At 71.6% G+C, this 23,361-nt stretch carries 21 protein-coding genes and 1 pseudogene; 9 read left to right on the top strand and 13 right to left on the bottom strand.

The window, feature by feature from the left end:
• Positions 1–27: 27 nt before the first annotated feature.
• Positions 28–1,365 (top strand): YncE family protein, encoded by a 1,338-nt coding sequence (locus ABD481_RS32985; protein ID WP_344669739.1) that lies wholly within the window; start codon positions 28–30, stop codon positions 1,363–1,365.
• Positions 1,366–1,493: 128 nt separating this feature from the next.
• On the opposite strand, the gene ABD481_RS32980 is transcribed toward ABD481_RS32985, so the two are convergent.
• A complete protein-coding gene (locus tag ABD481_RS32980; RefSeq protein WP_344669738.1) occupies positions 1,494–2,063 on the bottom strand; it encodes a beta-class carbonic anhydrase in 570 nt (189 codons plus the stop codon).
• Between the two features lie 97 nt (positions 2,064–2,160).
• On the opposite strand from ABD481_RS32980, the gene ABD481_RS32975 reads away from it, so the two are divergent.
• From ABD481_RS32975 to infA, 3 genes are all read left to right on the top strand, one after another.
• Complete coding sequence (locus tag ABD481_RS32975; RefSeq protein ID WP_344669752.1) at positions 2,161–2,814, top strand: TetR/AcrR family transcriptional regulator; 654 nt, start codon at positions 2,161–2,163, stop codon at positions 2,812–2,814.
• A gap of 184 nt (positions 2,815–2,998) precedes the next feature.
• Positions 2,999–3,796 carry a GNAT family N-acetyltransferase gene (locus ABD481_RS32970; RefSeq protein ID WP_344669737.1) on the top strand — a complete coding sequence of 266 codons (798 nt, stop codon included), beginning with the start codon at positions 2,999–3,001 and terminating at the stop codon, positions 3,794–3,796.
• Positions 3,793–4,014 (top strand): translation initiation factor IF-1, encoded by a 222-nt coding sequence (infA, locus tag ABD481_RS32965; protein ID WP_344669736.1) that lies wholly within the window; start codon positions 3,793–3,795, stop codon positions 4,012–4,014. The genes ABD481_RS32970 and infA overlap by 4 nt, the downstream gene beginning before the upstream one ends.
• On the opposite strand, the gene ABD481_RS32960 is transcribed toward infA, so the two are convergent.
• The 3 genes from ABD481_RS32960 to ABD481_RS32950 are packed head-to-tail and all read right to left on the bottom strand — an operon-like array spanning position 3,980 to position 7,532.
• A complete protein-coding gene (locus ABD481_RS32960; protein ID WP_344669735.1) occupies positions 3,980–5,221 on the bottom strand; it encodes a glycosyltransferase in 1,242 nt (413 codons plus the stop codon). The two genes, infA and ABD481_RS32960, sit on opposite strands and share 35 nt — an antisense overlap.
• Positions 5,218–5,970: a DUF2334 domain-containing protein gene (locus ABD481_RS32955; protein WP_344669734.1), complete on the bottom strand. Its 753-nt coding sequence runs from the start codon at positions 5,968–5,970 to the stop codon at positions 5,218–5,220. The genes ABD481_RS32960 and ABD481_RS32955 overlap by 4 nt, the downstream gene beginning before the upstream one ends.
• A 2-nt stretch (positions 5,971–5,972) precedes the next feature.
• The gene (locus tag ABD481_RS32950) at positions 5,973–7,532 is read right to left on the bottom strand and encodes a glycosyltransferase family 4 protein (RefSeq protein WP_344669733.1); all 1,560 of its coding nucleotides are present in this window, start codon (positions 7,530–7,532) and stop codon (positions 5,973–5,975) included.
• A 185-nt stretch (positions 7,533–7,717) separates the two neighbouring features.
• On the opposite strand from ABD481_RS32950, the gene ABD481_RS32945 reads away from it, so the two are divergent.
• Positions 7,718–8,890: an endolytic transglycosylase MltG gene (locus ABD481_RS32945; RefSeq protein ID WP_344669732.1), complete on the top strand. Its 1,173-nt coding sequence runs from the start codon at positions 7,718–7,720 to the stop codon at positions 8,888–8,890.
• A gap of 28 nt (positions 8,891–8,918) precedes the next feature.
• Here the strand turns inward: ABD481_RS32945 and ABD481_RS32940 are convergent, their stop codons facing one another.
• Entirely contained in the window at positions 8,919–9,338 is a 420-nt protein-coding gene (locus tag ABD481_RS32940) for a cupin domain-containing protein (RefSeq protein WP_344669731.1), read from the bottom strand.
• 61 nt (positions 9,339–9,399) lie between these two features.
• Positions 9,400–10,329 carry a class I SAM-dependent methyltransferase gene (locus ABD481_RS32935; protein ID WP_425559343.1) on the bottom strand — a complete coding sequence of 310 codons (930 nt, stop codon included), beginning with the start codon at positions 10,327–10,329 and terminating at the stop codon, positions 9,400–9,402.
• Between the two features lie 47 nt (positions 10,330–10,376).
• Here ABD481_RS32935 and ABD481_RS32930 point away from each other — a divergent pair.
• A pseudogene (locus ABD481_RS32930) lies at positions 10,377–10,943 on the top strand (helix-turn-helix domain-containing protein); the annotation flags it as partial.
• Here ABD481_RS32930 and ABD481_RS32925 read toward each other — a convergent pair.
• The 6 genes from ABD481_RS32925 to ABD481_RS32900 form a co-directional block, all read right to left on the bottom strand.
• The gene (locus ABD481_RS32925) at positions 10,940–11,818 is read right to left on the bottom strand and encodes a MauE/DoxX family redox-associated membrane protein (RefSeq protein WP_344669730.1); all 879 of its coding nucleotides are present in this window, start codon (positions 11,816–11,818) and stop codon (positions 10,940–10,942) included. The pseudogene ABD481_RS32930 and the gene ABD481_RS32925 sit on opposite strands and share 4 nt — an antisense overlap.
• A 103-nt stretch (positions 11,819–11,921) precedes the next feature.
• Positions 11,922–12,524: a cell wall protein gene (locus tag ABD481_RS32920; protein ID WP_344669729.1), complete on the bottom strand. Its 603-nt coding sequence runs from the start codon at positions 12,522–12,524 to the stop codon at positions 11,922–11,924.
• Between the two features lie 13 nt (positions 12,525–12,537).
• Complete coding sequence (locus ABD481_RS32915) at positions 12,538–12,951, bottom strand: RlpA-like double-psi beta-barrel domain-containing protein (RefSeq protein ID WP_344669728.1); 414 nt, start codon at positions 12,949–12,951, stop codon at positions 12,538–12,540.
• A gap of 292 nt (positions 12,952–13,243) precedes the next feature.
• Positions 13,244–14,074: an SDR family oxidoreductase gene (locus ABD481_RS32910; protein WP_344669727.1), complete on the bottom strand. Its 831-nt coding sequence runs from the start codon at positions 14,072–14,074 to the stop codon at positions 13,244–13,246.
• A gap of 17 nt (positions 14,075–14,091) precedes the next feature.
• Positions 14,092–15,459 (bottom strand): MFS transporter, encoded by a 1,368-nt coding sequence (locus ABD481_RS32905; protein ID WP_425559342.1) that lies wholly within the window; start codon positions 15,457–15,459, stop codon positions 14,092–14,094.
• Positions 15,460–15,603: 144 nt separating this feature from the next.
• Positions 15,604–16,641 carry a sigma-70 family RNA polymerase sigma factor gene (locus ABD481_RS32900; RefSeq protein ID WP_344669726.1) on the bottom strand — a complete coding sequence of 346 codons (1,038 nt, stop codon included), beginning with the start codon at positions 16,639–16,641 and terminating at the stop codon, positions 15,604–15,606.
• Between the two features lie 270 nt (positions 16,642–16,911).
• On the opposite strand from ABD481_RS32900, the gene ABD481_RS32895 reads away from it, so the two are divergent.
• From ABD481_RS32895 to ABD481_RS32885, 3 genes are all read left to right on the top strand, one after another.
• On the top strand, positions 16,912–18,681 hold the full coding sequence (locus ABD481_RS32895; protein WP_344669725.1) for a penicillin-binding transpeptidase domain-containing protein: 1,770 nt from the start codon (positions 16,912–16,914) through the stop codon (positions 18,679–18,681).
• 173 nt (positions 18,682–18,854) lie between these two features.
• Positions 18,855–20,174 (top strand): radical SAM protein, encoded by a 1,320-nt coding sequence (locus ABD481_RS32890; RefSeq protein WP_344669724.1) that lies wholly within the window; start codon positions 18,855–18,857, stop codon positions 20,172–20,174.
• 393 nt (positions 20,175–20,567) lie between these two features.
• Positions 20,568–21,914 carry a ricin-type beta-trefoil lectin domain protein gene (locus ABD481_RS32885; protein WP_344669723.1) on the top strand — a complete coding sequence of 449 codons (1,347 nt, stop codon included), beginning with the start codon at positions 20,568–20,570 and terminating at the stop codon, positions 21,912–21,914.
• Positions 21,915–22,047: 133 nt separating this feature from the next.
• On the opposite strand, the gene ABD481_RS32880 is transcribed toward ABD481_RS32885, so the two are convergent.
• On the bottom strand, positions 22,048–23,040 hold the full coding sequence (locus tag ABD481_RS32880) for an acetylxylan esterase (RefSeq protein WP_344669722.1): 993 nt from the start codon (positions 23,038–23,040) through the stop codon (positions 22,048–22,050).
• Positions 23,041–23,361: the final 321 nt, after the last annotated feature.

Raw genomic sequence — 23,361 nt, 5'->3', positions numbered from 1 at the left:
CGTTTCGACCCGATCTTGGGAGCGCTCATGCCACGAAGACTCCACCGGATCACCTCCACCCGCCTCACCCCCGCCCGCCTCACCTCCACCCGCCTCACCCCCGCCCGCCTCACCTCGGCCCGCCCCACCTCCCCCCGCCCCACCGGCGGCGAACACGCCGACCGCGCGACCCAATCCGGTCGCGCCGCCCGCGTCCTCGCCGCCGGCACTCTGGTCGCTTCCGCGCTGGCCGTCGCGCCCGGCGCCGCCGCCGACTCCGGTATGCGGGACGTCCTCGTCGTCGGCAACAGCCAGGCCGGTACGGTCAGCTTCGTCGATGGGCGCACGTTCGCGAACCTGGGGTCGATCGATGTCGTCCCGGATCTCGCGCAGCGGATGTTCGAGATCGACATCAACCCGGTGTGGCTGGCCGGGTACCAGGCGGTGAAGGCCGTCGAGGGCGGCGATCGGTTTGTCGACGACGCGACCGTCTCCCCCGACGGGCACACGCTGTACGTGTCCCGAGGCAACCTCGACGACGTCGCAGCCTTCGATCTCGCGACGCACACCGAGCTGTGGCACACACGGCTGGCGGGCTTCCATGCCGACCACGCGGCCCTGTCGCCTGACGGCACCCGTTATGTGGTCTCGGCGACCACCGCGCAGGAGGCGCAGGTCGTCGACACCGCCAACGGCGCCGTTGTCGGTTCGTTCGCCACCGGCACGTACCCGCATCAAAACGACTACTCGGCCGACGGCGCCTATATCTACAACTCCAGCATCGGCATCACCTCTTTGCCGCAGTCCCTGGAATGGGCCAAGGGCAGTTTCCAACTCACCAAGGTAGACGCTCGCACGCTCCAGGTCGTTCAAACATGGGAGTTCCCCCATGGAATTCGCCCGAACGAGATCGCAGCTGACGGCCACACCTTCTACGCGGATCTGTCCTATCTGAACGGCTTCGTGAAGTACGACCTCAGCACTTCGAAGATCCTCAACACTGTGCAGATGCCTTATGCCAGTGGAGGTAACACGATGAAGCCGGACAACTACCCCAAGAATTCGGCGCATCACGGACTGGCGCTTTCCGGAGATGGGTCAAAGCTCTGCGATGTCGGCACGATCGACGACTACACCGCCATCGTCGCCACGGCGGGGCTGACGACCAGCGGCATGGTCGCCTACCCCGCCGGCGCCCTGCCGTACTGGGGCCAGACCAGTGTCGACGGCCGCTATTGCTTCGTCTCGCTGAGCAATCGCGGCGAGGTGTCAGTGGTCGACTACACCACCGCGACGGAGGTGGCGCGGGTCCCGGTCGGCGCCTTCCCGCAGCGGGAGCGGATCGCGAAGATCGCGTCGTCGGTCGTGGGCGACCTGAATCCCTAGGCCGGATGACGAGTGGTCCTGGCGCCGGCGAACCGGCGCCAGGACCGCCAGGACTACCAGAACCGTCAGGACTACCAGAACCGTCAGGACTGCCAGAACTGTCAGGCCAACCAGGACCGTCAGGACCGTCAGTCAGCAGTGGTGACCATCGCGACCAGCCCCGTCTCGACGTCATAGACGTGCCCTGACACCCCGACCCCGGACGGCAGGCGCGGCGAGGCCCGCAGCCGGTCGACGTCGGCGCGCACCGTCTCGTACGGATCAGCGACCTGCGACGCCGCGAGGTCCTCGGCCGGCACCCCGGTCGCGGCGGCAGCCTCCCGGCGGAAGTCCTCGTCGGCGAGGAATCCCGTCCCGCACTGCGTGTGGTGGATGATCGCGACCTCGAACAGCGGCCCTTCGAGCTGGAACACCCGCCGGGCCAGGAAGCCCAGGTAGGCGAGGTCGTCGACGACCGCCGGGGTGACCCGCCCGCCCGCGTTGCGGAGCACCGGGGCGTCCCCGAGGCGCAGACCCAGGACGACGGCCGGGTCGACCCGGTGGTCCAGGCAGGTGACCACGACCAGTTCGGCCGCCGGCGGGGCCAAGGGCCGCGGGCCGTGGTCGCGGGCGAAGGCTTGATTGCGGACGAGCAGCGGGGCCATGTGGGATGGCCGGGGGGTCAGAGTGCCAACACTGGCGTCACCGGAAGCGGTCATGGCGGATCTCCCCGTTCGAACCGAGGCGTTTGTGGACGCTGTCCACTCTAGCCGGGTTGGTGGACGGCGTCCACACGGTTATCCTGGGGCGGTGACCATGGCTGAGGCAGCGGAGTCGGAATCCCCGGGGCGGCGCCGACCCCGCGGGGCGGTGCGGGCCGGGCTCATCGCCGCCGGCCTTGAGCTGGCGCGCGCCGGCGGCCCGGACGCGGTGGTGCTGCGCGAGGCGACGCGGTTGGTGGGCGTCGTCCCGAACGCCGCCTACCGGCATTTCGCGGACCGCGACGAGCTGCTGGCCGCCGTGTGCACCGCGTCGATGGCCGAACTGGGCGACCGGATGGCGGCGGCGGTGGCCCAGGTCCCGGGCGACCGGGTCGATCCGGAAGCGGCGTTCACGCGCCTGGGGGCGATCGGCACCACGTATCTGCGGTTCGCGCGCGAGGAGCCGGGGTGGTTCGCGACCGCGTACGCGGTGCCGCAGCAGCATGCTTACATCACCCCGACCGAGGCCGGGCCGGACGCGGAGGAGGATCGCGGTCCTCTGGGTCAGTTGCGGATGGCGTTGGACAACCTGGTCGAGGCCGGGGTGTTGTCGGCCGAGACCCGCCCGGGGGTCGAGTTCCCGATCTGGTCCGGCGTCCACGGGCTGGCGGTGCTCACCGGGCAGGGGCCGTTGCGTGACGTCGGCGACGAGGAGCGGGCCCGGCTGGAGGAACTGCTGCTGCTGTTCATCGCCAAGGGCTTGGGGTAGGTAAATCCGTTGGCCGGCCCGGCGGTGCCTGATACCGTTCGGGCAGCCGTGACCGAACACTGAGGAGGTGGGACCCGTGACCGATATGACGATGCGGGTGCTCCCCCTTCGCATCACGGCGGGCGACTGACCCTGGTCTCGCCGGAGCGCCTGCCCTGCAAGGCACTCCGAGAGGGGACCAGAGATGAACACTCTGCATTCCGCTTCGGGCCCGGTGGACCGTACGGTCGTGGTCACCAGGGTCGCGGAGCATCAGTGGCACGCGCTTGAGGACGACCAGGTGGTCGGCCGGGGCGAAGCCGTCCGGCGGCCCGACGGCCGGCTGTTCGTCGGCGTCGATTCCTGGCACGAGCCCGTGTTCCGGAAGCTGGCGGCGGCGATGCTCGCCGAGCTGCCGCGTCCGTTGTTCACGGTGGTGGACGAGGGCGACGACGATCTGACGGCCGCGTGGCTGGTGGCCGGTTTCTCGATCGGGCGGCGCGAGCGCGGCTACGTGCTGCCGACCGATCCGCGAGTCAGTGGTCTGGCTTCGGTCGGGCCGCCGAGCGGCGTGCGGATCGTCCCGGCCGGGGCGGCCGACACGGACGCATTGCGCGCCCTGGACAGTGTGATCCGCGCGGAGATCGCGGCCACGGTCGGGTGGCAGACGATGCCCGTGGAGGTGCTGCACCGGCCGCACGGCATCCTCGCCGAGGATCTGCCGAAGTTCGTGGTGGCCGCTCAGGGCACTGAGTATGTCGGCCTGGTGCGGCTCGTGACGGCGACGCGCCAGCCGCGCATCGGGCTGCTCGCCGTCCGGGCGGACCATCGGCGCCGTGGCATCGCTCGGGCGCTGCTTGCCCACGTCCTCGGCGATCTGCACGTCCGCGGCACCGCGGCCGCCTGGGCCGAAATCAATGAAGCGAACACGGCGGCCGCCGCCCTTGTCGAAGGGGCCGCGGCGCGCCACACCTCGACCAATCTGGAGCTGGTACACCAATGAGCAAAACCAATGGCGGGATCGAAGTGGAGGGCACCGTGATCGAGTGCCTGCGCAGCGCCAACTTCACCGTGGAGCTGGGCAACGGCCACAAGATCCTCGCGCACATCAGCGGCAAGATCCGTAAGAATCACATCAAGATCCTGCCTTATGACCGCGTACTCGTGGAGATGAGCCCGTACGACCTCAGCCGGGGCCGGATCGTGTTCCGGTACCGGTAGCCAGCGGTCCCCGATCGCCGGGAAGGCGGTCGTGGAGCGCCAGCATCGAGGCGATCGTGCGCGACCAGGGGAACTCCTCGGCCCGGAGCCGGGCGGCCGCCCGCCGCTCGGCTTCGGGCCATTCCATGACCTGCGCGACGGCGCCGGCGAAGGCGGGGCCGTTCGAGGCCGCGGCCAGGCCGGCGTGCGGGGCGAGGAGCTCCCCGGCACCGCCGGTATCGGCGGTGATCACCGGCGTGCCGCAGGCCATCGCCTCCAGCACGCTGAGGCCGAAGGTCTCGGCCGGCCCGGGGGCCAGGACGACGTCGGCCTCGGCGATGCGCGCGGCGAGTTCGGCCCGGTCGGCGAGGTGTCCGTGGAAGGCGATCGGGAGGCCGGCGGCCGCGCGTTCGAGGTGGTGGCGCTGGCTGCCGGTGCCGTAGACGTCGAGGTGGACCGGGAGGCCAGCGGCAATCAGGGCTTTGACGGCGGCGACGGCGGCGATCGGGTTTTTCTCGACAGAGAGCCGACCGCTGTAGACGAGGTGAACACCCGCACGCTCACCGGCACCGGCACCAGTACCGACACTGGCACCGACACCGGCATCCGATCCGACATCCGGTCCAACATCCGACCCCGCGTCCGGCCCGGCCTCGCGCGCCGCCGGCCGGGGCCGGAACAGGTCGAGGTCCACCCCGAGCGGGATCTCGCACAGCGGTGCCGAGGTCCCGTCGAACTCCTGTCCGGCGAACGCCGAGGCGACCACGATCGCGTCGTAGCCCTCGGCCAGGTTCCGGCTGCGCCGGTGCAGGGCCGGGCGCAGGAGGCGGTTGCCGGTCCGCCAGGCGTGCGGGAAGCGGGCCGCGGTCACGGCGTCCAGGCGCTCGTGCGAGATCAGTACCGCGCCGACGCCGTTCTCCCGAGCCCACGGGCCGGCCGCGGCGAGCGTGGCCTTGTCGGAGACCTCGACGGTGTCCGGCTTCAGCTCCTCCAGCAGCTCCCGGACCGGTGCGAACCGCGGGATCACCCGGTATCCGCCGCTGACCGGGACGCCGGGGAACGTGACGACGAGCCCTGACTCCCCCTCCTCGCGGGTGTGGCGTTTGCCGGGGATCACCAGGACCCGATCGTGCCCGGCCGCGACGTAGCCGCGGCCGAGGGCGTCGACGACCGTGCGCAGGCCGCCGGAGGTGGGGCTGTAGGCGTTCGCGAGCTGGACGATCCTCACCGGGCCGCGACCGCCGCGCCGCGCATCACGAGCCCGGAGTAGGTGCCGGCCCGGTAGCCGGCGGCCAGCGTGTCGTCGATGACGGCGAGCGTGGTCTCGCGCAGGCCCGGGTGGTCCAGGTCGTCCGGGTGCAGGGCGACCCGGAACGAGCGGCCGGAGCGCGCCATCGCGGCGGCCGACCGGCGCATGAACGTGGCGCCGAAGGCCTCGCCGCGCCCGCCGGGGCGGTGGGACAGGGCCGGGAGGGTGTGGCGGCGCTCGGTGATCAGGTCGTGGACGAACAGGTGCGAGGACGAGTAGCGCAGGCCGACGCGGCGCAGCGCCTGGTAGGCGCCCGGCGAGGCGAGCCAGCCCGGCGGGTGGAAGCCGACCGGCTCGATGTCCAGGGCCGCCAGTTCGGCCAGGCCGGCGGCCAGCCGGCTGGTGGCCTCGGCGCGGTCCAGCGCCGCGAACTCGGCCGCGCCGCGCGCGATGAGCTGGGCGGCGGCCCGGCGCCAGGGCGCACCGCCGGGTCCGGCGCGGTGCGCCCAGCCGTGCAGCGCCAGCTCGTGGCCCCGGGCCCGGGCGGCGTGCAGCTCCGCGACCAGGTCGGGGCTCTGGCTCAGGCGGGCGCCGCGCCACGGGCCGGGGATGACCAGCAGGGTGGCCGGGACGTCGCGAGCGTCCAAGTCGGCCAGCCAGCGCCGGGTGGCGTCGGCGGAGGCCGGGGCGATGTCGTGGACGGAGACCAGCAGGTTCGGGCGGGGCATGCTCAGGCGGCCGTTTCGAGGTTGTTCGGGGGCGGGGGGACGGCGGCGGACACCGCGGACGGGGAGCCGGCGGCCCCGGAGGGGTTGGAAGTGTGGGAGGTGTGGGAGGCTTTCGCGTTCTTCGAACTCTTCGAGGCCCTGGAGACTCGGGGAACCAAGGAGATCTTGGAGCGGACGCCGGTGTCGCCGCCGGCAATTCGGCGACGGAGCCGGCGGCCGGCGGCTGCTTCGGCGGCTGCTTCGGCGGCTGCTTCGGCAGTCGCACTGGTGGCCGCACCGCTGGTCGCCCCGGCGGCGGCGTTGGCTTCCGCGGTGGTGGTGATCAGCCCGGCTTCCACCGGCTCCGGGGTCGCTTCGGCAGCCATGGCGGCCGTGAAGTGCCCTGCTTCCACCGCTTCGACCGCTTCGACCGCTTCCGCCGCGCTCACCGCACCAGCCGCAGCCGCGGCCACGGCCGCCGACCCGTGGCCCGCGATCACTGCCCGCAGGTGCCCCATGAGCTCCTCGCCGACCGCGCTCCACGTCCGGTTCTCCACCTCGGCGCGGGAGTTGAGCCCGTACAGGCTCCGCAGCTCCCGGTTCGCGCTCAGCCGCATCACGGCGGCCCGCAGCTCGTAGACCGAGTCCGGGTCGTACAGCAGTCCGGTGCGGCCCGGCGTCACCAGGTCCAGCGGGCCCCCGGCGGCCGGCGCCACCACCGGCACGCCGCTGGCCATCGCCTCCTGCACCGACTGGCAGAACGTCTCGTCGGCGCCGGTGTGGACGAACACGTCGAGGCTGGCGTAGGCGCGGGACAGCTCCAGGCCGTCCAGGAAGCCGGTGAACGTCGCCTCCGGCAGGGTGGTGCGCAGCCGGTCCTCGGCCGGACCGTCGCCGACCACCAGCAGCCGGACCCCCGGCAGGCCGCTGAGATGGGCCAGCAGGTCCACGCGCTTCTCCGGGGCGAGCCGGCCGACGTACCCGACGACGGTCTCCCGCCGGGGCGCGACCTCGTGGCGCAGCCGCTCGTCGCGGTAGCGCGGGTGGAAGCGCTCGGCGTCGACGCCGCGGCGCCACAGCGCGAGCCGGGGGATGCCGTGCTCCTCCAGCAGCTTCATGGTGGCCGTGGACGGCACCAGGGTCAGGTCGGCCTGGGCGTGGATGCGCCGCAGCCAGGACCAGATGACCTTGTCGGTGCCGCGCAGCCCGTAGCGCTTGGCGAACCCGGCGACGTCGGTCTGGAACACCGCGACGCAGGGAATGCCCAGCCGGCGCGCGGCGGTCGCCCCGGCCCAGCCGAGGCTGACCGGCGAGGCCAGGTAGACGACGTCGGGCTGGAACTCGCGGAGCCTGCGCACCAGCCGCGCCATCGGCAGCCCGACGACGAAGGACCGGTACCCCGGCAGCGCGAACCCCCCGACCGCGGCCACCTCGTGGCCCGCGTACTCCTCGGGTCCGGGTTTGGCCGCGACGACGAGCGCCTGGTGGCCGTGTGCGGCGAACTGCTCCAGCACGCGGCAGACCGAGTTCGTGACCCCGTTCACCCGGGGGAGGAACGATTCGGTGATGACGGCTATACGCACACTGCACAAGATGGGGGCGTTAGGTGGAACGCGGATATTAATAATGAGATGTCACGCACAACCTGAGGTGAAGGATAGGGGGCATCGCGGGCCCGGCCCCCCATCTGGCCGTATGAACCTGCGTCGCAGCCCTTCGGCACGGGATGATCAACGCCGGGTAAGCGTTCGATCATCAGGAGTACGTGGTGCGCGATACCGAAGGCGGAGGCGCTGGGACCGGGTACGTCGGGACCGAGGACGACGACTACGAGGACCCGCCGCCGACCCGCGCCGAGCGGTGGCGCGCCTGGGGTCCGCTCGGTGCGCTGCTGGTGGTGTTCGGCGGGGTCGGGGCGCTGTTGTTCGCCGGGCTGGTGAGCCTGGCCGGCGGCGGCAAGCACGCGCCGGACTACTCGGCGACCAAGTGCGACGCCGACGATCCGCACAAGGTGCTGGTGGAGGTGCAGCAGGGGGCGACCGGCAAGGCGATCGCGGACGCGCTGTTCAACGCCGGGGTGGTGCGCAGCTCGCAGGCGTTCGTCGACGCCGCCGGGCACGACCAGTCGTCGCGGGACATCAGCACCGGCACCTATCGGGTGTGCCCGAAGCTGAGCGCGAGCGCGGCGATCGCCGAGTTGTTGAAGACGTCGAACCTGTCGCCGGACTCGCTGCTGGAGGTGCGGCCCGGCGACTACAGCTGGGAGACGCTGCGGTCGCTGGCGAAGAAGCGGGAGTGGGACCGCGACGACGTGCAGGCGTTGATCGACACCAACCAGATCGGCCTGCCGGCCTGGTCCAAGAGCGCCGACGGGCGCTGGACCGCCGAGGGCATGCTGGAACCCGGCCGCTACACGCTGACCAGCGCCGACACCGCGCAGGGGGTGCTGACGGCGATGGTCAAGGCGCGCGTCGACGAGCTGGACAAGCTGGGGCTGGAGAGCAAGGCGGCGTCCTTGAAGTGCTCGCCGTCGCGGCGCTGCACGCCCGAGGAGGTGCTGATCCTGGCCTCGCTGGCCGAGGCGGAGGTCACCAAGGCCGATCCGGACGGCCGCGAGGTGTCCGAGGCGGTGCAGAACCGGCTGAGCCGGGGCGACTTCGTCGGCGTGGACGCCACGACGCGCTACTGGCTGAGCCTGCAAGCCGGCAAACGGGTGACGGTGACGCGGCGCGAGGTCACCGATCCGACGGACCCGTACGCGACCGGCGGCCACAAGGGTCTGCCGCCGACGCCGGTCAGCATCCCGTCGAAGCAGATGATCGCGGCCGTGCTGAATCCGACGTCTGATCACTACTACTACTGGTGCGCCGCCGGCGCCGGGACGCGGTTCTTCAAGGAGAGCGAGAAGACGGCGTTCGAGCAGACGTGTCTGAGTGGGTGAGGGTTGAGGATCAGGCTGTCGGCTCGGCCTACGCGGGGCCTGCCTGGTTCGCCGGGTTCGCCGGGTTCGCCGGAATGAACAAGCACTCGAACGGCGGCTCGCCGACCCCGGCGGAGCGGTGGCCGACACCGGTGACGTCGGTGACAAGCAGCAGTTCACCCGGGGAGAAGCGGCGGGACTCGCCGCTGGAGACGGTCGCCTCCACGGTGCCGCGCAGCATGACCACCCACTGCACCGCCGGCGCCGGATGCGGCACGCTGTCGAAGCCTTCGCTGCGGAGGTAGGCGACTCTGCCGCCGTCCGACGGCAGCGCGCCGACGAGCATCGGCGGGACGCCGGTGGCGACAACGCGGGGGTCGAGCGGCAGGTCGCCGTCGACGAAGCGGGTGCCGCCGTCGGCGGTGACTTCGATGCGGGTGTAGGGGACGGTGGTGGGTGCTTCGGTCATGCGGATGAGTCTGGTCGGAGGGTGTGCTGAAGGCGATTCCCTGGAGGGAATCGCCTTCTGACTACCGCCGCGCAACCCAAACAGTCCGGTTCCCCCGCACGACAAGGTCGTCGCGCCGCGAGATCGAGGCGGAGGTGTCCGGGGCCAGCAGCGCGTCGAAGGTGTCGAGGTCGTCCTGGTCCAGACGGTCGGCGAGGTGCTGGCGCAGGCCGCCGAGGACGCGGAGCGCGTAGCGGCGGGCGGTGGGCGGCGCGGGGCTCACGGCGTAGTCGAAGGTGCGTTCCTCGACGTCTGTGAAGCCGGCTCGTTCCAGGTGCTTCGTCCAGTTCGGATAGGAGTTCCAGCCGAGTTCGGCCGCGATTTCGCGGCAGCGGGTCTCCAGGCCAGGGCGTCCGATGCCGAGGTCCTCGGGCAGGAAGCGCGGCAGTCCGTCCATCTCGACGACCGCCAGCAGACCGCCGGGGCTGATCGCCGAGTGGAGGGAGGCGAGCAGCCGGTCGGGGTGCTGGAGGTGGTGCAGGGACGAGGCCGCCCAGGCCAGATCGACGGTGTCGACCTCGGTCGGCCAGGCGGCGTCCAGGTCGGCCTGGACGGCGCGGAGCCGGTCGGCCACGCCGTTCGCCGCCGCGGAGCGGGCGAGGCGTTCGAGCATCACCGGCGACTGGTCGATCGCGATCAGCTCCGCCGCCGGGAAGCGGCGGGCCAGGGCCAGGGTGCCGGTCCCGGTGCCGGCGCCGACGTCGGCGATGGTCGTCGGCGGGGCCGACACGTGGTCGGCGACCCAGCCGATCAGCTCGTCGAGGTGGTCGCGCAGCACCTCGGCGTCGAGGTCGAGGGTGTCGGCGAGCTCCGCGTCCTGGGCGGCATCGGGCTGGTGAGAGCCGGTGCCGTGCTGATGGGACCCGGGTCCGTGCTGGTGGTGCGCGGGTTCGTGCTGCGCATGCTGCCCGTGCTGCCCGTGCTGATTTCCGTGCGTTTCGCCATGTTCCACTCCCCCACCATAGGCGCCGCCTGCTCATCCGGCATACGCTCTTGCCTATGGAGCAAGAATCGGTCGATCTCGACGCCACGGTCCGCCGCCGCATCCGCGGCCTGCGCCTGGCGCGCGGCTGGACGCTGGACGCCCTGGCCGCGCGCTGCGACCTGAGCCCGTCGAACCTCAGCCGCATCGAGACCGGGCAGCGGCGCATCGCGCTGGACCAGCTCGTGCCGATCGCGCGGGCCCTGGGCACCACGCTGGACCAGCTCGTGGAGTCCGCCGACGACGCGGACGTGGTGATCCGCCCGCAGTCCTGCTCCTCCCCCGGCCTGACCACGTGGCTGCTCTCGCGCGAACGCTCGATGCACGGCGTCACCGTCGCGAAGATGCGGATCACCGCGGAGCGTCCCACCGGCCCGGACCACCTCCAGGTGCACCCGGGCCGGGAGTGGTTCACCGTGCTGTCCGGCATCGCGCGCTTGCAGCTGGGCGAGCGCACCGTCCTGGTCCGCGCGGGCGACGCCGCCGAGTTCTCCACCATGACCCCGCACGCCATCGGCGCCGAGGGTCCGGCGGTGGAGATCCTCACCATCTTCGACCAGGACGGTGAACGCACTCACCTTCACGACACTGCCAGTGCTCCGGCCTCCTCCGCCGCGCCACCCAAGTCGGCCGCACGAGGCTCCGCCGCGCCGCCCACGTCGGCCTCGTCGACCAACGTCACCCGAACCGCGGCGACGTCCGGCCCCTCGGCCCCGCCCGCGAGCGGCACCGCGAACACCGCCGTCACCGGCCGATCGGGCAGGCGCGCGCCGTAGACCAGGATCCGCCAGCCGTCGGCGTCCCAGTGTTCGAGCACGTCCGAGGTCAGCCAGATCGCGACTTCGCGGTAGGCCGGACTGCGGACGAGGGTGCTGACGGTCGCCTGCAACGGCACCTCGTCCGGAGCCCCGGCCAGCGGACGCGTCAGCCGCACCCGCAGCCGGCGCAGCGGCGTGAGCCACAGCCGGTCCAGTTCGGCCGACAGCGCGACGAACAGCGCGGCCTCGCCGACCAGCAGCAGCGCTACCGGCACCAGCGGCGGCGAGTCCCACCACTGCGGCGCGGCGTCGGCGGCGGCGACCAGGGCCGCGGCCAGCAGCAGTCCGGCGCGGGCGAAGGTGCGCCACGAGAGCCGCACCTTCTTCTTGCCGAGGCAGCCGCACGATGCCTTCGGCGTCGCGACGGCCGCGTAGCCGAGATAGGCGAGGAACCCGCAGGACAGCGCGGCGGCGGCGAGCGCGGTCGGACGGCCCGGCGCGACCAGCAGCGCCAGGGCCAGCAGCAGCTCGGCGGCGCCGAGCGTCACGTAAGCAGCCGGGGCCACGCGGGCCCCGAGCAGCCGGTGCAGTGCGGTGCCGGCCACGCGCCCGCGGGCGTCGCCGGTGACCGTCTTGGCAGTCCCCGACCAGCCGAGCACCCCGGCCAGGAACAGCGGTTGGGCCTGGGCGGTCCACGTCATGGATCAACCTCCTGTCGGTGCCGGGCCGGCGCCGGGGGTGCGGGCGCGGACCTGCCGCGCCCGCACCGTGCCGCCGTCGGCCCGGAGATGGCTGACTACCGGATCAGACCTTGGCGTAGACCGTCGAGACGTCGATCTCGGCGGTGTCCGGCCGCCAGGCGCCCACCACGTGGACGTGGCCGCCGACCGGTACCAGCGACAGGTCCGCGACCGCCGGCGTGCCGTTGTAGACGGCGGCGCTGACGCCCTTCACGACGTGGCCGGTGATGCGGCTGCCCTGGTGGTCCAGGTGCACCTTGTCCGAGGCCAGGGTCACCACGTGGGCGTCCAGGCTCACGATGTTCAGCCAGAGCGCGTCGGCGGCCAGGGTGCCGTCCGGCATCCGCACGCCGCGCGCGTACAGGCCGTCACCGACCTGCGCCGCGCCGACCGACGTCGGCGTCAGCTTCCACGCGCTGGTCGCGCCGGTGGTCTGGATCCGGTTGAGCGTCCCGTCCGAGCCGGCGGCGATGATCGTCGAGCCGCTGATGGAGGTGATCCGGCCCTCGGCGAACGCCGGGTCCGGGGCCCCGGGCGCGACCGACGGGCCGGTCGCGCCGAACGCGGCCTCCGGGGCCAGCGACCCCAGCGCCGTCGCGCCGACGATCGTGGCCCCGCCCAGCGCGGCGCGGGTGAGGAACTGCCGACGATCCACCTGCGAAGTCATGGCGTCTCCTCCCTTACGCGACCGTGTCGACCTTGATCGGGATCAACCCGCTGGACAAGCTGGCGATGGCGCTGAACGCCGACGCGGTGAGGTCCACGATGCGGTTCGTCCCGCACGAGGATCCGCAGCACGTCCGCTCGCCGCAGAACTGGTGGACATTGGGCCCGCAGTCCGCGATCGAGCTGCCGACCTCCTTGCCGTTGCAGAGATTGGTCACGTAGTGCACGAACCCGCATCCGCGCTGGGTCAGTCCGACCCCGCACGCACCGGGGTCGGTGATGCTCGTGCACGCGGCCGACGCGGTCGGCCACGCGTGCTGGTGCTTTCCAGAGCTGCAATTCCCGCAGGCGCCCCCGCCCGCGGAGGCGCAGGGCCCCCAGGCGGTGCCGCAGCAGAACCACGACGCCTCGCCGATGACAGCGGTCATCCGTTCCTCCGTACGGTTGTGGCTTGACGAGTGACGGTACGAACCGGACCAGCCGGTGTGTTGCCGTGAACAGCCGCGCGCGCAGGCCAGGAGCGGGGAGAAGGAGGCGAGGTGAACGTATTCGAGCTCTCATATACAGCGCCAGACTCAGGACTGACATTCGGAGGCTGGCAGTGCTGGCAGATCACGCCGAGGCGGCAGGGCCCGATCGCGTGTCGCGATCGCGCTCGCGATCAGGACCCTGATCCCCCGCCCCGGGACGCGCCTCAGGCCCGCGAGGACCCGAAGACCATCATCGGAGCACCTCCAGCCCCTGCGCGGTCAGGGTGAAGGCGGTCCCGTTCGCCGCCCGGCCGTCCCGCATCGTCAGCACCGCGTCGGCGACCTGCTCCGGCCGCAGCTCCGGGCCCCGGGCCCGGAGGAACTCCTCGACCGTGACGCCCTGCCGCTCGGCGTAGCCCGCCACGCCGACCCGCCCGACCCCGGTCAACGACGTCAGCATCGGCATCAGCGTCAGGAAGCTGATCCCCAGGCCGGCCCGCTCGGACTCCTGCGCCGCGTACGACGCGACGAACCGCATCGCGCCCTTCGCCCCGGCGTAGCCGCCGCTGAGCGGCGATCCGCCGCCCACCGCCGCCATGCTCGACACCGCCACCACCGTGCTCCCGGCGGGCAGCGGCGAGCGCAGCGCCTCGCCGCACCACTCGAAGGCCTGGCGCACGTCGGTCTCCCACACGGTCGCGAAGCTCTCCCAGGTGCGCTCGTGCAGCGGCCGCATCTCCGGCGTCGCGCCGGCGTTGAGCACCACCAGCGACGGCCGGTGCGCCGTCAGCAGCCGCGCGGGCAGCGCCGGATCGGCCACGTCGGCCGCGACCGGGACGAACGCGGCGCCGAGGTCCTCGGCGACCGCCGCCAGCCGGGCCGCGTCCCGGGCCACGCCGACCACCTCGGCACCGGCCTTCACCAGGGCGGTGGCGATCGCCAGGCCGAAGCCGCGGCTGGCGCCGGTGACGATCGCCGTCGAACCGGCGAGCAATCGGGGCGACCCGGACTCCGAGGACACAGCCTCCGAGAACACAGCCTCCGAGGACTCGGCCTCCCGGGATTCAGAATTCTGCGACATACCGACCTCCATCTCGCTCATGACGCCTGCCCGATCAGTTCCGGAGCAGCGCGGCCGACACCCGCCGAGCCCTTCCCGGCGGCCTTCCCCGGCGCGAACGCCGCCGCCACCGCGCCGCCCATCGGCACCAGCGCGGCGACCCACATCGCGGGCTTGAACCCGTCCACGAACGTGCTCGCCGACCCGTAGCCCCCGTGCGCCGCGAACACCGCGCCCAGGATCGCGACCCCGAACACCCCGCCGAGCTCGCGCAGCGCGACGTTCACGCCCGCGGCGATCCCGGCGTCCTCCGGCGGCACCGAACCGGTGACGGCGTTGGCCACGGCCGGGAAACACATCGAGATCCCCATGCCCGAGACGACCAGGGGCCCGACGAGCGTCCAGTACGACACCGTCGGCGTGGCCACCGACGCCAGCCACGCCGCGCCGCTGCCCTGCATCAGCATCCCGAGCACCATGAACGGCTTGTTCCCGACCTTGTCCGCGAGGGCCCCGGCGATCGGCGAGACCACCATCGGCATGGCCATCCACACCAGGATCCGGGCGCCGGCCTGCATCGGCGAGTACCCGAGCCCGTTCTGGAACAGCTGCGTGATGAAGAACAACGACCCGATCAACGACACGGTGAGGAAGAAGTTGACCACGTTCCCGGTCGTGAAGGCCCGGTTGCGGAAGTACTCCAGCGGCAGCATCGGGTAGCGCGCCCGGCGCTCCCAGACCACGAACCCGACCGCCAGCACCGCCCCGCCCACCAGCGACCCGACCACCTCCGCCGACGCCCAGCCCGCCTCCGGCGCGCGGACCGGGGCCCAGGTCAGAGCGAACATCGCCACGCCGGCCAGGGCCAGCCCCGGGAAGTCCAGCTGCGGCCGCGGCCCGCGGCTCTCGGTCAGCAGCACCGACGACGCGGCGGCCACCGCCAGCGCCACCGGTACGTTGAACCAGAAGATCCACTGCCAGGTCATCTCCTGCACGATCACCCCGCCGAGCACCGGGCCGGCGGCCACGCCCAGGCCGGTCACGCCGCCCCAGACGCCGATCGCCGCGCCCCGCTTCTCCACCGGGAAGGCGTCGCTGATCAGGGTCAGCGTCAACGGCACCAGCACCGCGCCGCCGATGCCCTGGGCCGCGCGCGCCGCGATCAGCTCCCCCGCGGTCGTGGACAGCGCCGCGGCCGCGGAGGTCGCGGCGAACAGCACCAGCCCCACCGTGTACATCCGGCGCCGCCCGAACCGGTCCCCCAGGGCCGCGCCGGTCAGCAGCAGCACGGCGAACACCAGGTTGTAGGCGTTGATCGTCCATTCCATCTGCGACAGCCCGGTGTGCAGCTTGTCCCGCATCGTGGGCATCGCGGTGGCGACGATGACGACGTCCAGCGCCGCCATGAAACTGCCGAGGGACGCCAGCAGCAGCGTCCACCCGGTTCTTGTTTTATTGACAGATCCTTGATTTATCGACCGACTCGTCAACTGATCGGACATCCCCGACGTCTCCCACTCGTTGGCGGTCGCTTCCGGGAGGAAGCACCTTCACAAGTGCTGATCCGCGGCACGGCGCGAATTCATCGCGTCCGGGGGCAGAACCAGGGGCAGGCCGAAGACCGGGAACAGCTCGGCGTCCAGGAAGGCGTCGATCCGCGAGATCCCGCGCCGGGTGACGGTGATGGCGTTGATCGCGTGCGCGTGCAGCATCCCGTCGTCCTCCAGCTGGTAGGCCGCGAACCCGGTCTGGAGGTTCACGCCGATCGGGACGTTGCGGAACTGGCCGGGCTTGGACAGCACGTACGTGCCCAGGAACCGGCCGGCGTCCGCCCGGCCCCGGAACCAGGCCGCCATCGGCGGCATCTCCAGCACCACGTCGTCGCGCAGCAGCCGCAGCAGGGCGTTCACGTCGGCGTCCTCGAACGCCTGGAGGTAGCGGCCGAGCTGCTCGCGCACGGCCGGCTCGGACGGTTCCAGGACCTCGTCCTCCTCCAGTCCGGCCCCGGCGATCTGGGCCCGGGCCCGCTGTAGAGCACTGTTGACGGCCGCCGTGGACGTCTGCAGCACCTCGGCGGTCTCCTGGGCGGAGAACGCCAGCACGTCGCGCAGGATCAGCGCCGCCCGCTGCCGGGCCGGGAGCAGCTGCAACGCGCTGATGAAGGCCAGCCGCACGCCGGCCCGCAGCGCCACCACCGCCGCCGGGTCGACGACCCCGCCGGCCGGCGTCCCGCCGCCGAGCAGCAGCGCGTCCGGCGCCGGCTCCAGCCACCGGACCTCCGGCGGGCTGCGCACCGGCAGCACGTCCGGCTCCCGGCTCGGCGCGCCCAGCGCCGACGGCATCGGGAGCCGCTCGCGGCGCTCCAGCCCGCGCAGGCAGACGTTGGTGGCGATGCGGTACAGCCAGACCCGCAGCGAGGCCCGGCCCTGGAAGCCGGCGCGACCCTGCCAGGCGCGGACCATGGTCTCCTGCACGGCGTCCTCGGCGTCGTGCATCGAGCCGAGCATGCGGTAGCAGTGCGCCAGCAGCTCGCGCCGGTAGGGCGCGGCGTGTTCCGCGATGTCGTCGTGATCTGCCGTCAGGGTCACGGTGCCAACCTTTCAAGACTTGGATCCCCACAGATACTGACCCCGGGGGCGGCGTGAACTCATCGCGGGAGCGCCGGGGATTTCCGTACGCATCCGATCGGCGGGCCGTCGCGTCATACACCAGGGAGGAAAGCATCCAGCCCAGTGCACCAATCCAGGATCAACCGGGATGTAAAGGTCTGACATCCGGAAGACCCGAGAACACGATCGGATAGGTTGACCGCCGACACGTCCGTGCCGCGGTCGCGTGAAGATACGGGGAGGCCCCATATGACGGTTGGGCGAATGGCGAAGGCGGCGCGTCCGGCGCTGTGCGTTCTGACGGTGGCCGCGCTCGTCGGCATCAGCGGTTGCGGCGGGGGTTCCAAGGGCAAGAGCGGCAACGGTTCCGGCGGCGCGGTCGGCGTGGCGCCCACGCCGTCGGAAACGGTCGCCTCGCCGCAGACCGTCGCGCAGGCGTTCCTGGACGCGTGGGCGGCCGGCGACTGGCACAAGGCCGCCTCCTACACCGACAACGCGGCGAACGCCGAGGCCGGGCTGAAGGCCGAGATGACGTCGCTGGCGCCGCAGAAGATCACGCTGACCCTGGGTGAGCAGTCGGACCCGTCGGCTTCCGGTTCCGGCACTCCGTCCGGCGGCTCCGGCGGCGGCTCCGGTTCGAGCTCGACCGCCGGTACGCCGACCGCGGCGGCGCCCCCGACCTCGACCGCCGCGCCGGCGATCGCGCACTTCTCGTTCGCCGTGGCCGACGACTTCGGCACCAACCTGACGTGGCAGTACAAGTCCGGGCTGAACCTGGTCCAGGGCTCCGGCGGGCAGCCGCAGGTGCACTGGAGCTACTCGGTCATCCACCCCGCGCTGCTGTCGACCACGCTGCTCAAGGCGGCGCCGCCGAAGATGACCGTCACCGACGCCACCGGCACCAAGATCGACACCAAGGCGCATCCGACGCTGGCCAACACCGTCAACCTGCTCTCCACCCACGTGCCGACCGGGCAGACGCCGCTGGCGCTGACCATCGAGTTCACCGACGCCAACACCGGCGCGCCGCTCAGCGGCGCACAGCCGGTCTCGATCGGCGCCGCCTCCACCGCGCCGATGACGGTGAAGACGACGCTGCGGCCGGCCGTGCAGAACGCGATGGAGGCGGCGGTGAAGCAGTTCCCGAACTCCGGGATGGTCGCCATCCAGCCCTCGACCGGCGACATCCTGGGCATCGCGACCAACGGCCCGGGCAACATAGCGACCCAGGCCACCCGGGCCCCGGGATCGACGTTCAAGGTGCTCACCACGGCGCTGGCATTGCAGAAGGGCCTGAAGCCCACCGACCCGGTGACCTGCGACCCGAAGGTGAACGTCGAGGGCAAGGACATCACCAACGACAAGGACCTGGCCAACGGCATCCCGGGGGCCACACTCCGGGACGCCTTCCTGCAGTCCTGCAACACCGCGTTCGTCCACCTGGCGCTGGACGGCAAGCTCGGCACCGACTACGGGGCGCTGGCCGAGGAGGGCAAGACCTACTTCGGCCTGAACCAGAAGTGGGACCTGGGCATGGGCGCGGCCACCTACGGCACCGCCAAGGACCAGCAGGTGATCCCGGCCACCGGCAAGGGCACGTTCGCCCGCGACGCCTTCGGCCAGGGCGACATCACGATGTCGCCGCTGGTGATGGCCTCGGTCGCGGCCACCGTCTGCGCCGGCCAGTTCCACCAGCCGGTCCTGGTGCCGGGCGCGCCGACGATCACCGCCACGCCGCTGCCGGCCGGCGTCTCCCAGCAGCTGACGACGCTCATGGAGGGCGTGGCCACCTCCGGCACCGCGGCCAACGTCTTCGGCGGCCTGACCGGCATCGCCGCCAAGACCGGCTCGGCGGAGTCCGCCGACAGCGCCAAGACCCACACCACCGACAGCTGGATGGTCGTCTTCGACAAGGCGCACGACATCGCCTTCGCCGCGCTGGTGCTCAACGGCGGCTTCGGCAAGGCCGCGGCCGGTCCGGAGATCAACGCGGTGCTGCACGCGCCGGGGGTCCGGTAGCCGGTGGGGTCCGCCCGGGGAGACGCGTAAGGGGCCCGAACCGTCCCGGGCCCCGACCGCCGCGACCCGCCATCGGGACCCGCCATAGGGACCCCGCGCACCGTCCAGTAACAGATCCGTGGGATATTTGACAGTCAGAATCTCACCCGAACCAGGCGGAAGCGGGGTCCACGATGGTCGCCGAACAGCAGGGCGGCACCGGAGCCACCACCGGAGCCACCACCCGCGAGCTGGAACGCATGATGGCGGAGTTCCCCGACCTGCCCGCCGAGGCCGTGATCAAACAGGACATCCTGCGCCAGGGTCTGGCCTTCAGCCCGGACGCGCTGCGCGTGGCCAGCGGCTACAAGCCCAAGGACTACTTCATCTTCACGTTCGACCTGGTGCCGGTCGCGGAGATGGCCGAACACGCCGCGTTCCGGGCGCCGGAGGAGATCCGGATGACCGGCGGCCCGTACGACCTGCGGCGCACCGTGGTCTCCACCCGGGTGGCGCCGGACAGCCCGTACGTCGTCGAGCTGCGCGACGGCAAGCTGACGCTGGCGTGCGAGGGCCGGTTCCTGTGCGACCTGGAGTTCCCGCCGATCCCCGGCTACTACAGCCACACTCTGTCCTCGGGCAAGAAGATCAGCGAGATCGCGCCGGCCATCGAGTGGGGCTACCTGGTCTATCTCACCGTCTACCGGCTGTGCCAGTACTGGGGCCGGGACGAGGAGTGCCGCTTCTGCGACCTCAACGAGAACTTCCGCCAGCAGCGGGCCAACGGCCGCGAGTACACGGCGGTCAAGGAGCTCGACGACATCGTCGAGGCGATGAGCCTGATCAACCAGCACGACACCGTCTCCCAGGCCTACACCGTCACCGGCGGCTCGATCACCAAGAAGCTGGACGGGATGCGCGAGGGCGAGTTCTACGCCCGCTTCGCCGAGGCCATCGAGTCCCGCTTCCCGGGCCGCTGGATCCCCAAGGCCGTGGTCCAGGCGCTGCCGCTGGACGAGGTCAAGATGCTCAAGGACGCCGGCTACCGCATCTACCACCCCAACTACGAGGTCTGGGACGCCGAGCTGTTCAACTGGATCTGCCCCGGCAAGGACCGCTACGTCGGCCGCGACGAGTGGGTCAAGCGGATCCTGGACGCCGCCGAGGTGTTCGGCCCGACCCACGTGATCCCGAACTTCGTCGGCGGCGTGGAGATGGCCAAGCCGCACGGCTTCACCGACATCGACCAGGCCATCGCCTCCACCACCGAGGGCCTGGAGTTCTTCATGAGCCACGGCGTGGTGCCGCGGTTCACCACCTGGTGCCCGGAGCCGACCAGCAACCTCGGCCGCCAGGAGGGCCCGCCGCTGGAGTACTTCGTGAAGCTGCTGCGCGCCTGGCGCGACACCTTCGAGAAGCACAAGCTGCCGGTGCCGCCCGGCTACGGCCGCCCGGGCGTCGGCAACGCCGAGTTCTCGGTGAGCGCTTTCATGGATGTCATCCGCACCGCTTGATCCTTTTCGCTTGATCCTTTTCATCCGATCCCCCGAATCGGTCACGGCCCCGGCGAGCCCTCGCCGGGGCCGTGCGCATGCCGAAACGAGGCCGTGACGAGCGGCGGAGCACCGCGCCGCCCGGAATCGTTTCCGTGCAGCCTGGAACTGGTAAGGCCCGGAGCCCCAAGAAAGTCAAAATTCTTGGTCACGGCCGCTGGACAGCCCGACATGAGAGCGCTTTCATGAGCGTTGCGCGCGCAATGGTATAGACCTCGCGAAGCCCGGACGAGCGACCTGACCCACCCTCGGCCGAGGGCCCACAACCCTCGGACCGAGGGGTGCGGCAATGGCCCCGACCCGCGTCCTGGCTTGCGCGGTCTTCATGGTGCGTCAACCTCAGGAGCGACGTAAATGTCCCCATCCCCACCGCAATCGCCACCCCGCACCGCCCGCCGGCCGCACCGGCTCCGCACCCGCCTGGCCGCCCTGGCCGCCCCGCTGGCGCTGGCCGTGACGGCCTGGGCCGTCCTGCCCGACGCCGCGGCCAACGCCTCGGCACCGCCGACTCCCACCGGCTGGAACCAGGTGTTCCTGGACGACTTCAACGGTTCGTCCGGCAGCGGGATCGGCGGCCAGTGGATGTACGACACCGGCCCCGGCTCGAACTTCGGCACCGGCGAGATCGAGACGATGACGAACTCGACCTCCAACGTCCACCTGGACGGCGGCGGCAACCTCGACATCACCGCGCTGGGCAGCGGCAGCAACTGGACCTCCGGGCGGGTGCAGACCACCTCGGCCAACGTCGGCGCCCCGGCCGGCGGCAAGCTGATGGTCACCGCCTCGATCCAGCAGCCCACCGGCGGCCTCGGCTATTGGCCGGCGTTCTGGATGCTGGGCCCGGGCCAGTGGCCCGAGAACGGCGAGATCGACATCATGGAGGACGTCAACGCCCTGTCGGAGGTGGCCGGCACCATCCACTGCGGCACCTACCCCGGCGGCGTGTGCAACGAGGGCAACGGCATCGGCAGCGGCCTGCGCGGCTGCTCCGGGTGCCAGAGCGGCTTCCACACCTACACCATGGTGCTGGACCGCACGAACACCTCGGCGGAGTCGATCGCGTTCTCGCTGGACGGCAGCCAGTACTTCAGCGTCAACGAGTCGCAGGTCGGCACTGCGACCTGGCAGCAGGCCTTCGACCACAACCTGTCGATCATCCTCGACCTGGCGATGGGCGGCGGCTTCCCGAACGGCGTCTGCGGCTGCACCACCCCGACCGGCTCCACCGCCTCCGGCGGCACCATGCGGGTCGACTACGTCGCGGCGTACACCACCAACGGCGGCAGCACTCCGCCGCCGCCCCCGCCGGGCGCCGGGCCGATCCACAGCGGCGTCGGCTCCAACATCTGCCTGGACGACCGCAGCTCCAGCACCGCGAACTACAACCCGGTGCAGATCTACACCTGCAACGGCACCGCGGCGCAGCAGTGGTCCGTGGTCCAGGCCGGCAGCACGCTGCACGTCCTCGGAAAGTGCCTGGACGTCTACGCGGCGGGCACGGCGAACGGCACGAAGGTCGATCTCTACGACTGCAACGGCACCGGATCGCAGGTGTTCGTCCCGCAGTCGAACGGATCGCTGCTCAACCCGCAGTCCGGACGCTGCCTGGACGTCCCCGGCGCCACCACGACGTCGGGCACCCAGGTGCAGATCTGGGACTGCAACGGCACCAATGCTCAGAAATGGACGCTGCCGTAGCAGGTAGCTGAGAAGGGCACTCACGAGCAATACTGATTGGTGTACGGCACAATGCACGGCCCCGGCAGCTCCAGTGCCGGGGCCGTGCGTGGTTTGTCGCCGAAGCGCTGAGCGCTACGCCATGTGCTACGTGCTACTCGGCGAAGAACCGTCGCGTCGCGAGCGCCAGGTTCCCGAGCTCCTCCGCAAACTCGGGGTACTCCATGAAGTGGCCCGCGGTCGCCAACTGCACGTCGACCTCTCCGGCCAGCGCGTTGACGATCGCGAACTGCCCCGGCGGCGGGACCGAGGGGTCGAACAGCGCCGGCACCGCCTGGACCGGAATGCTCAGGTGGCGGGCCGCCGTCGCGGCGTCGAAGTAGGCCAGGACGTCGAGGACCTGCGGGTCCTTCTCATAGCGCTCACGCACCGCCGCGCCGCTGCCGACGCAGTCGAGCGTCACCCGCAACGGATGGTTGCCGAAGGTGGGAACGATCAGCTGGGCGGAGCTGAACCGGTCGTCCCACGGCAGTGCCAGCGCGCCGACGCCGCCGCCGAAGCTGATGCCGCTGTAGTCCAGGCGGCGCGCGGCGGCCGGGACCAGCTCGGTCAGCGCGGTCGCGGCGCACCAGACATCCGCGACGCAGGCCCCGATGAGGTAGTCGTCGACCGACTCAATACCCTGCAATACGTGGCCCTGCGAGTCGGACGGCACCCCGGGCAGCAGACTCTTCGTGGGCAGGCCACGCAGCACCGGGAAGATCGCGGCGGCGCGCGGCGCGGGCAGCAAGGTGTCGGCCTCCTCCCGGCCGCCGTAGCCGTGGCCGATCACGAAGCCGCGGTCCACGACGCCGTCCGCGGGCGCCGCCAGCCAACCGCCGATGTGGACACCGCCGACCGAGGTGTAGGAGACCTCGTACACGTCGACGCCGTTGACGGTCGGGCCGACCTTGGCGCCGAGGCGCGGCTCGACGGAGACCGCCCGCGCGCGGTCATGGGCCCGCTGCCAGTACTCGGCGAAGTCCGCGGGCGCGTTGTCGGGCGCGGGAACCTGGCGCAGCCCTTCGAGGTCCAGCCCGTAGCTGGGGTCAAAGGGGAACTCGTGCTGCTCGATACCCGGACTCTGCGACAGTCTGGAGATTTGCATTGCCGCATCCTACGAGCGAACGCCGACGAGATGATCAGCTGTCCGCATCGGGACCGCGCGCCGGCGCTCCCTCCGGCTCACTGATCGCGGCAGCGGGCGGATGTCCGTCGAACGGGTATTGCCGGACCCATTCCCGTTCCGTCCGGGCCGCGGGTTCGCCAGAATCGGTTTCACCGCCACGGATTGTCCGTGGTCCGGCGGGGAGGGGGCGACGGCCGACGGGCCGACCGTCGCGGGGCCGATCGGCGTGATTCCGCAGGTCCTGACCGGTCGACCGGCCGGCGCGGCGCGGCCCTCCGGACCAGGTTTGTCAGAACTCTT

The organism is Catenulispora yoronensis (assembly GCF_039531695.1).
Classification (GTDB): domain Bacteria; phylum Actinomycetota; class Actinomycetes; order Streptomycetales; family Catenulisporaceae; genus Catenulispora; species Catenulispora yoronensis.
This window is presented reverse-complemented; position numbering and strand designations above follow the sequence as displayed.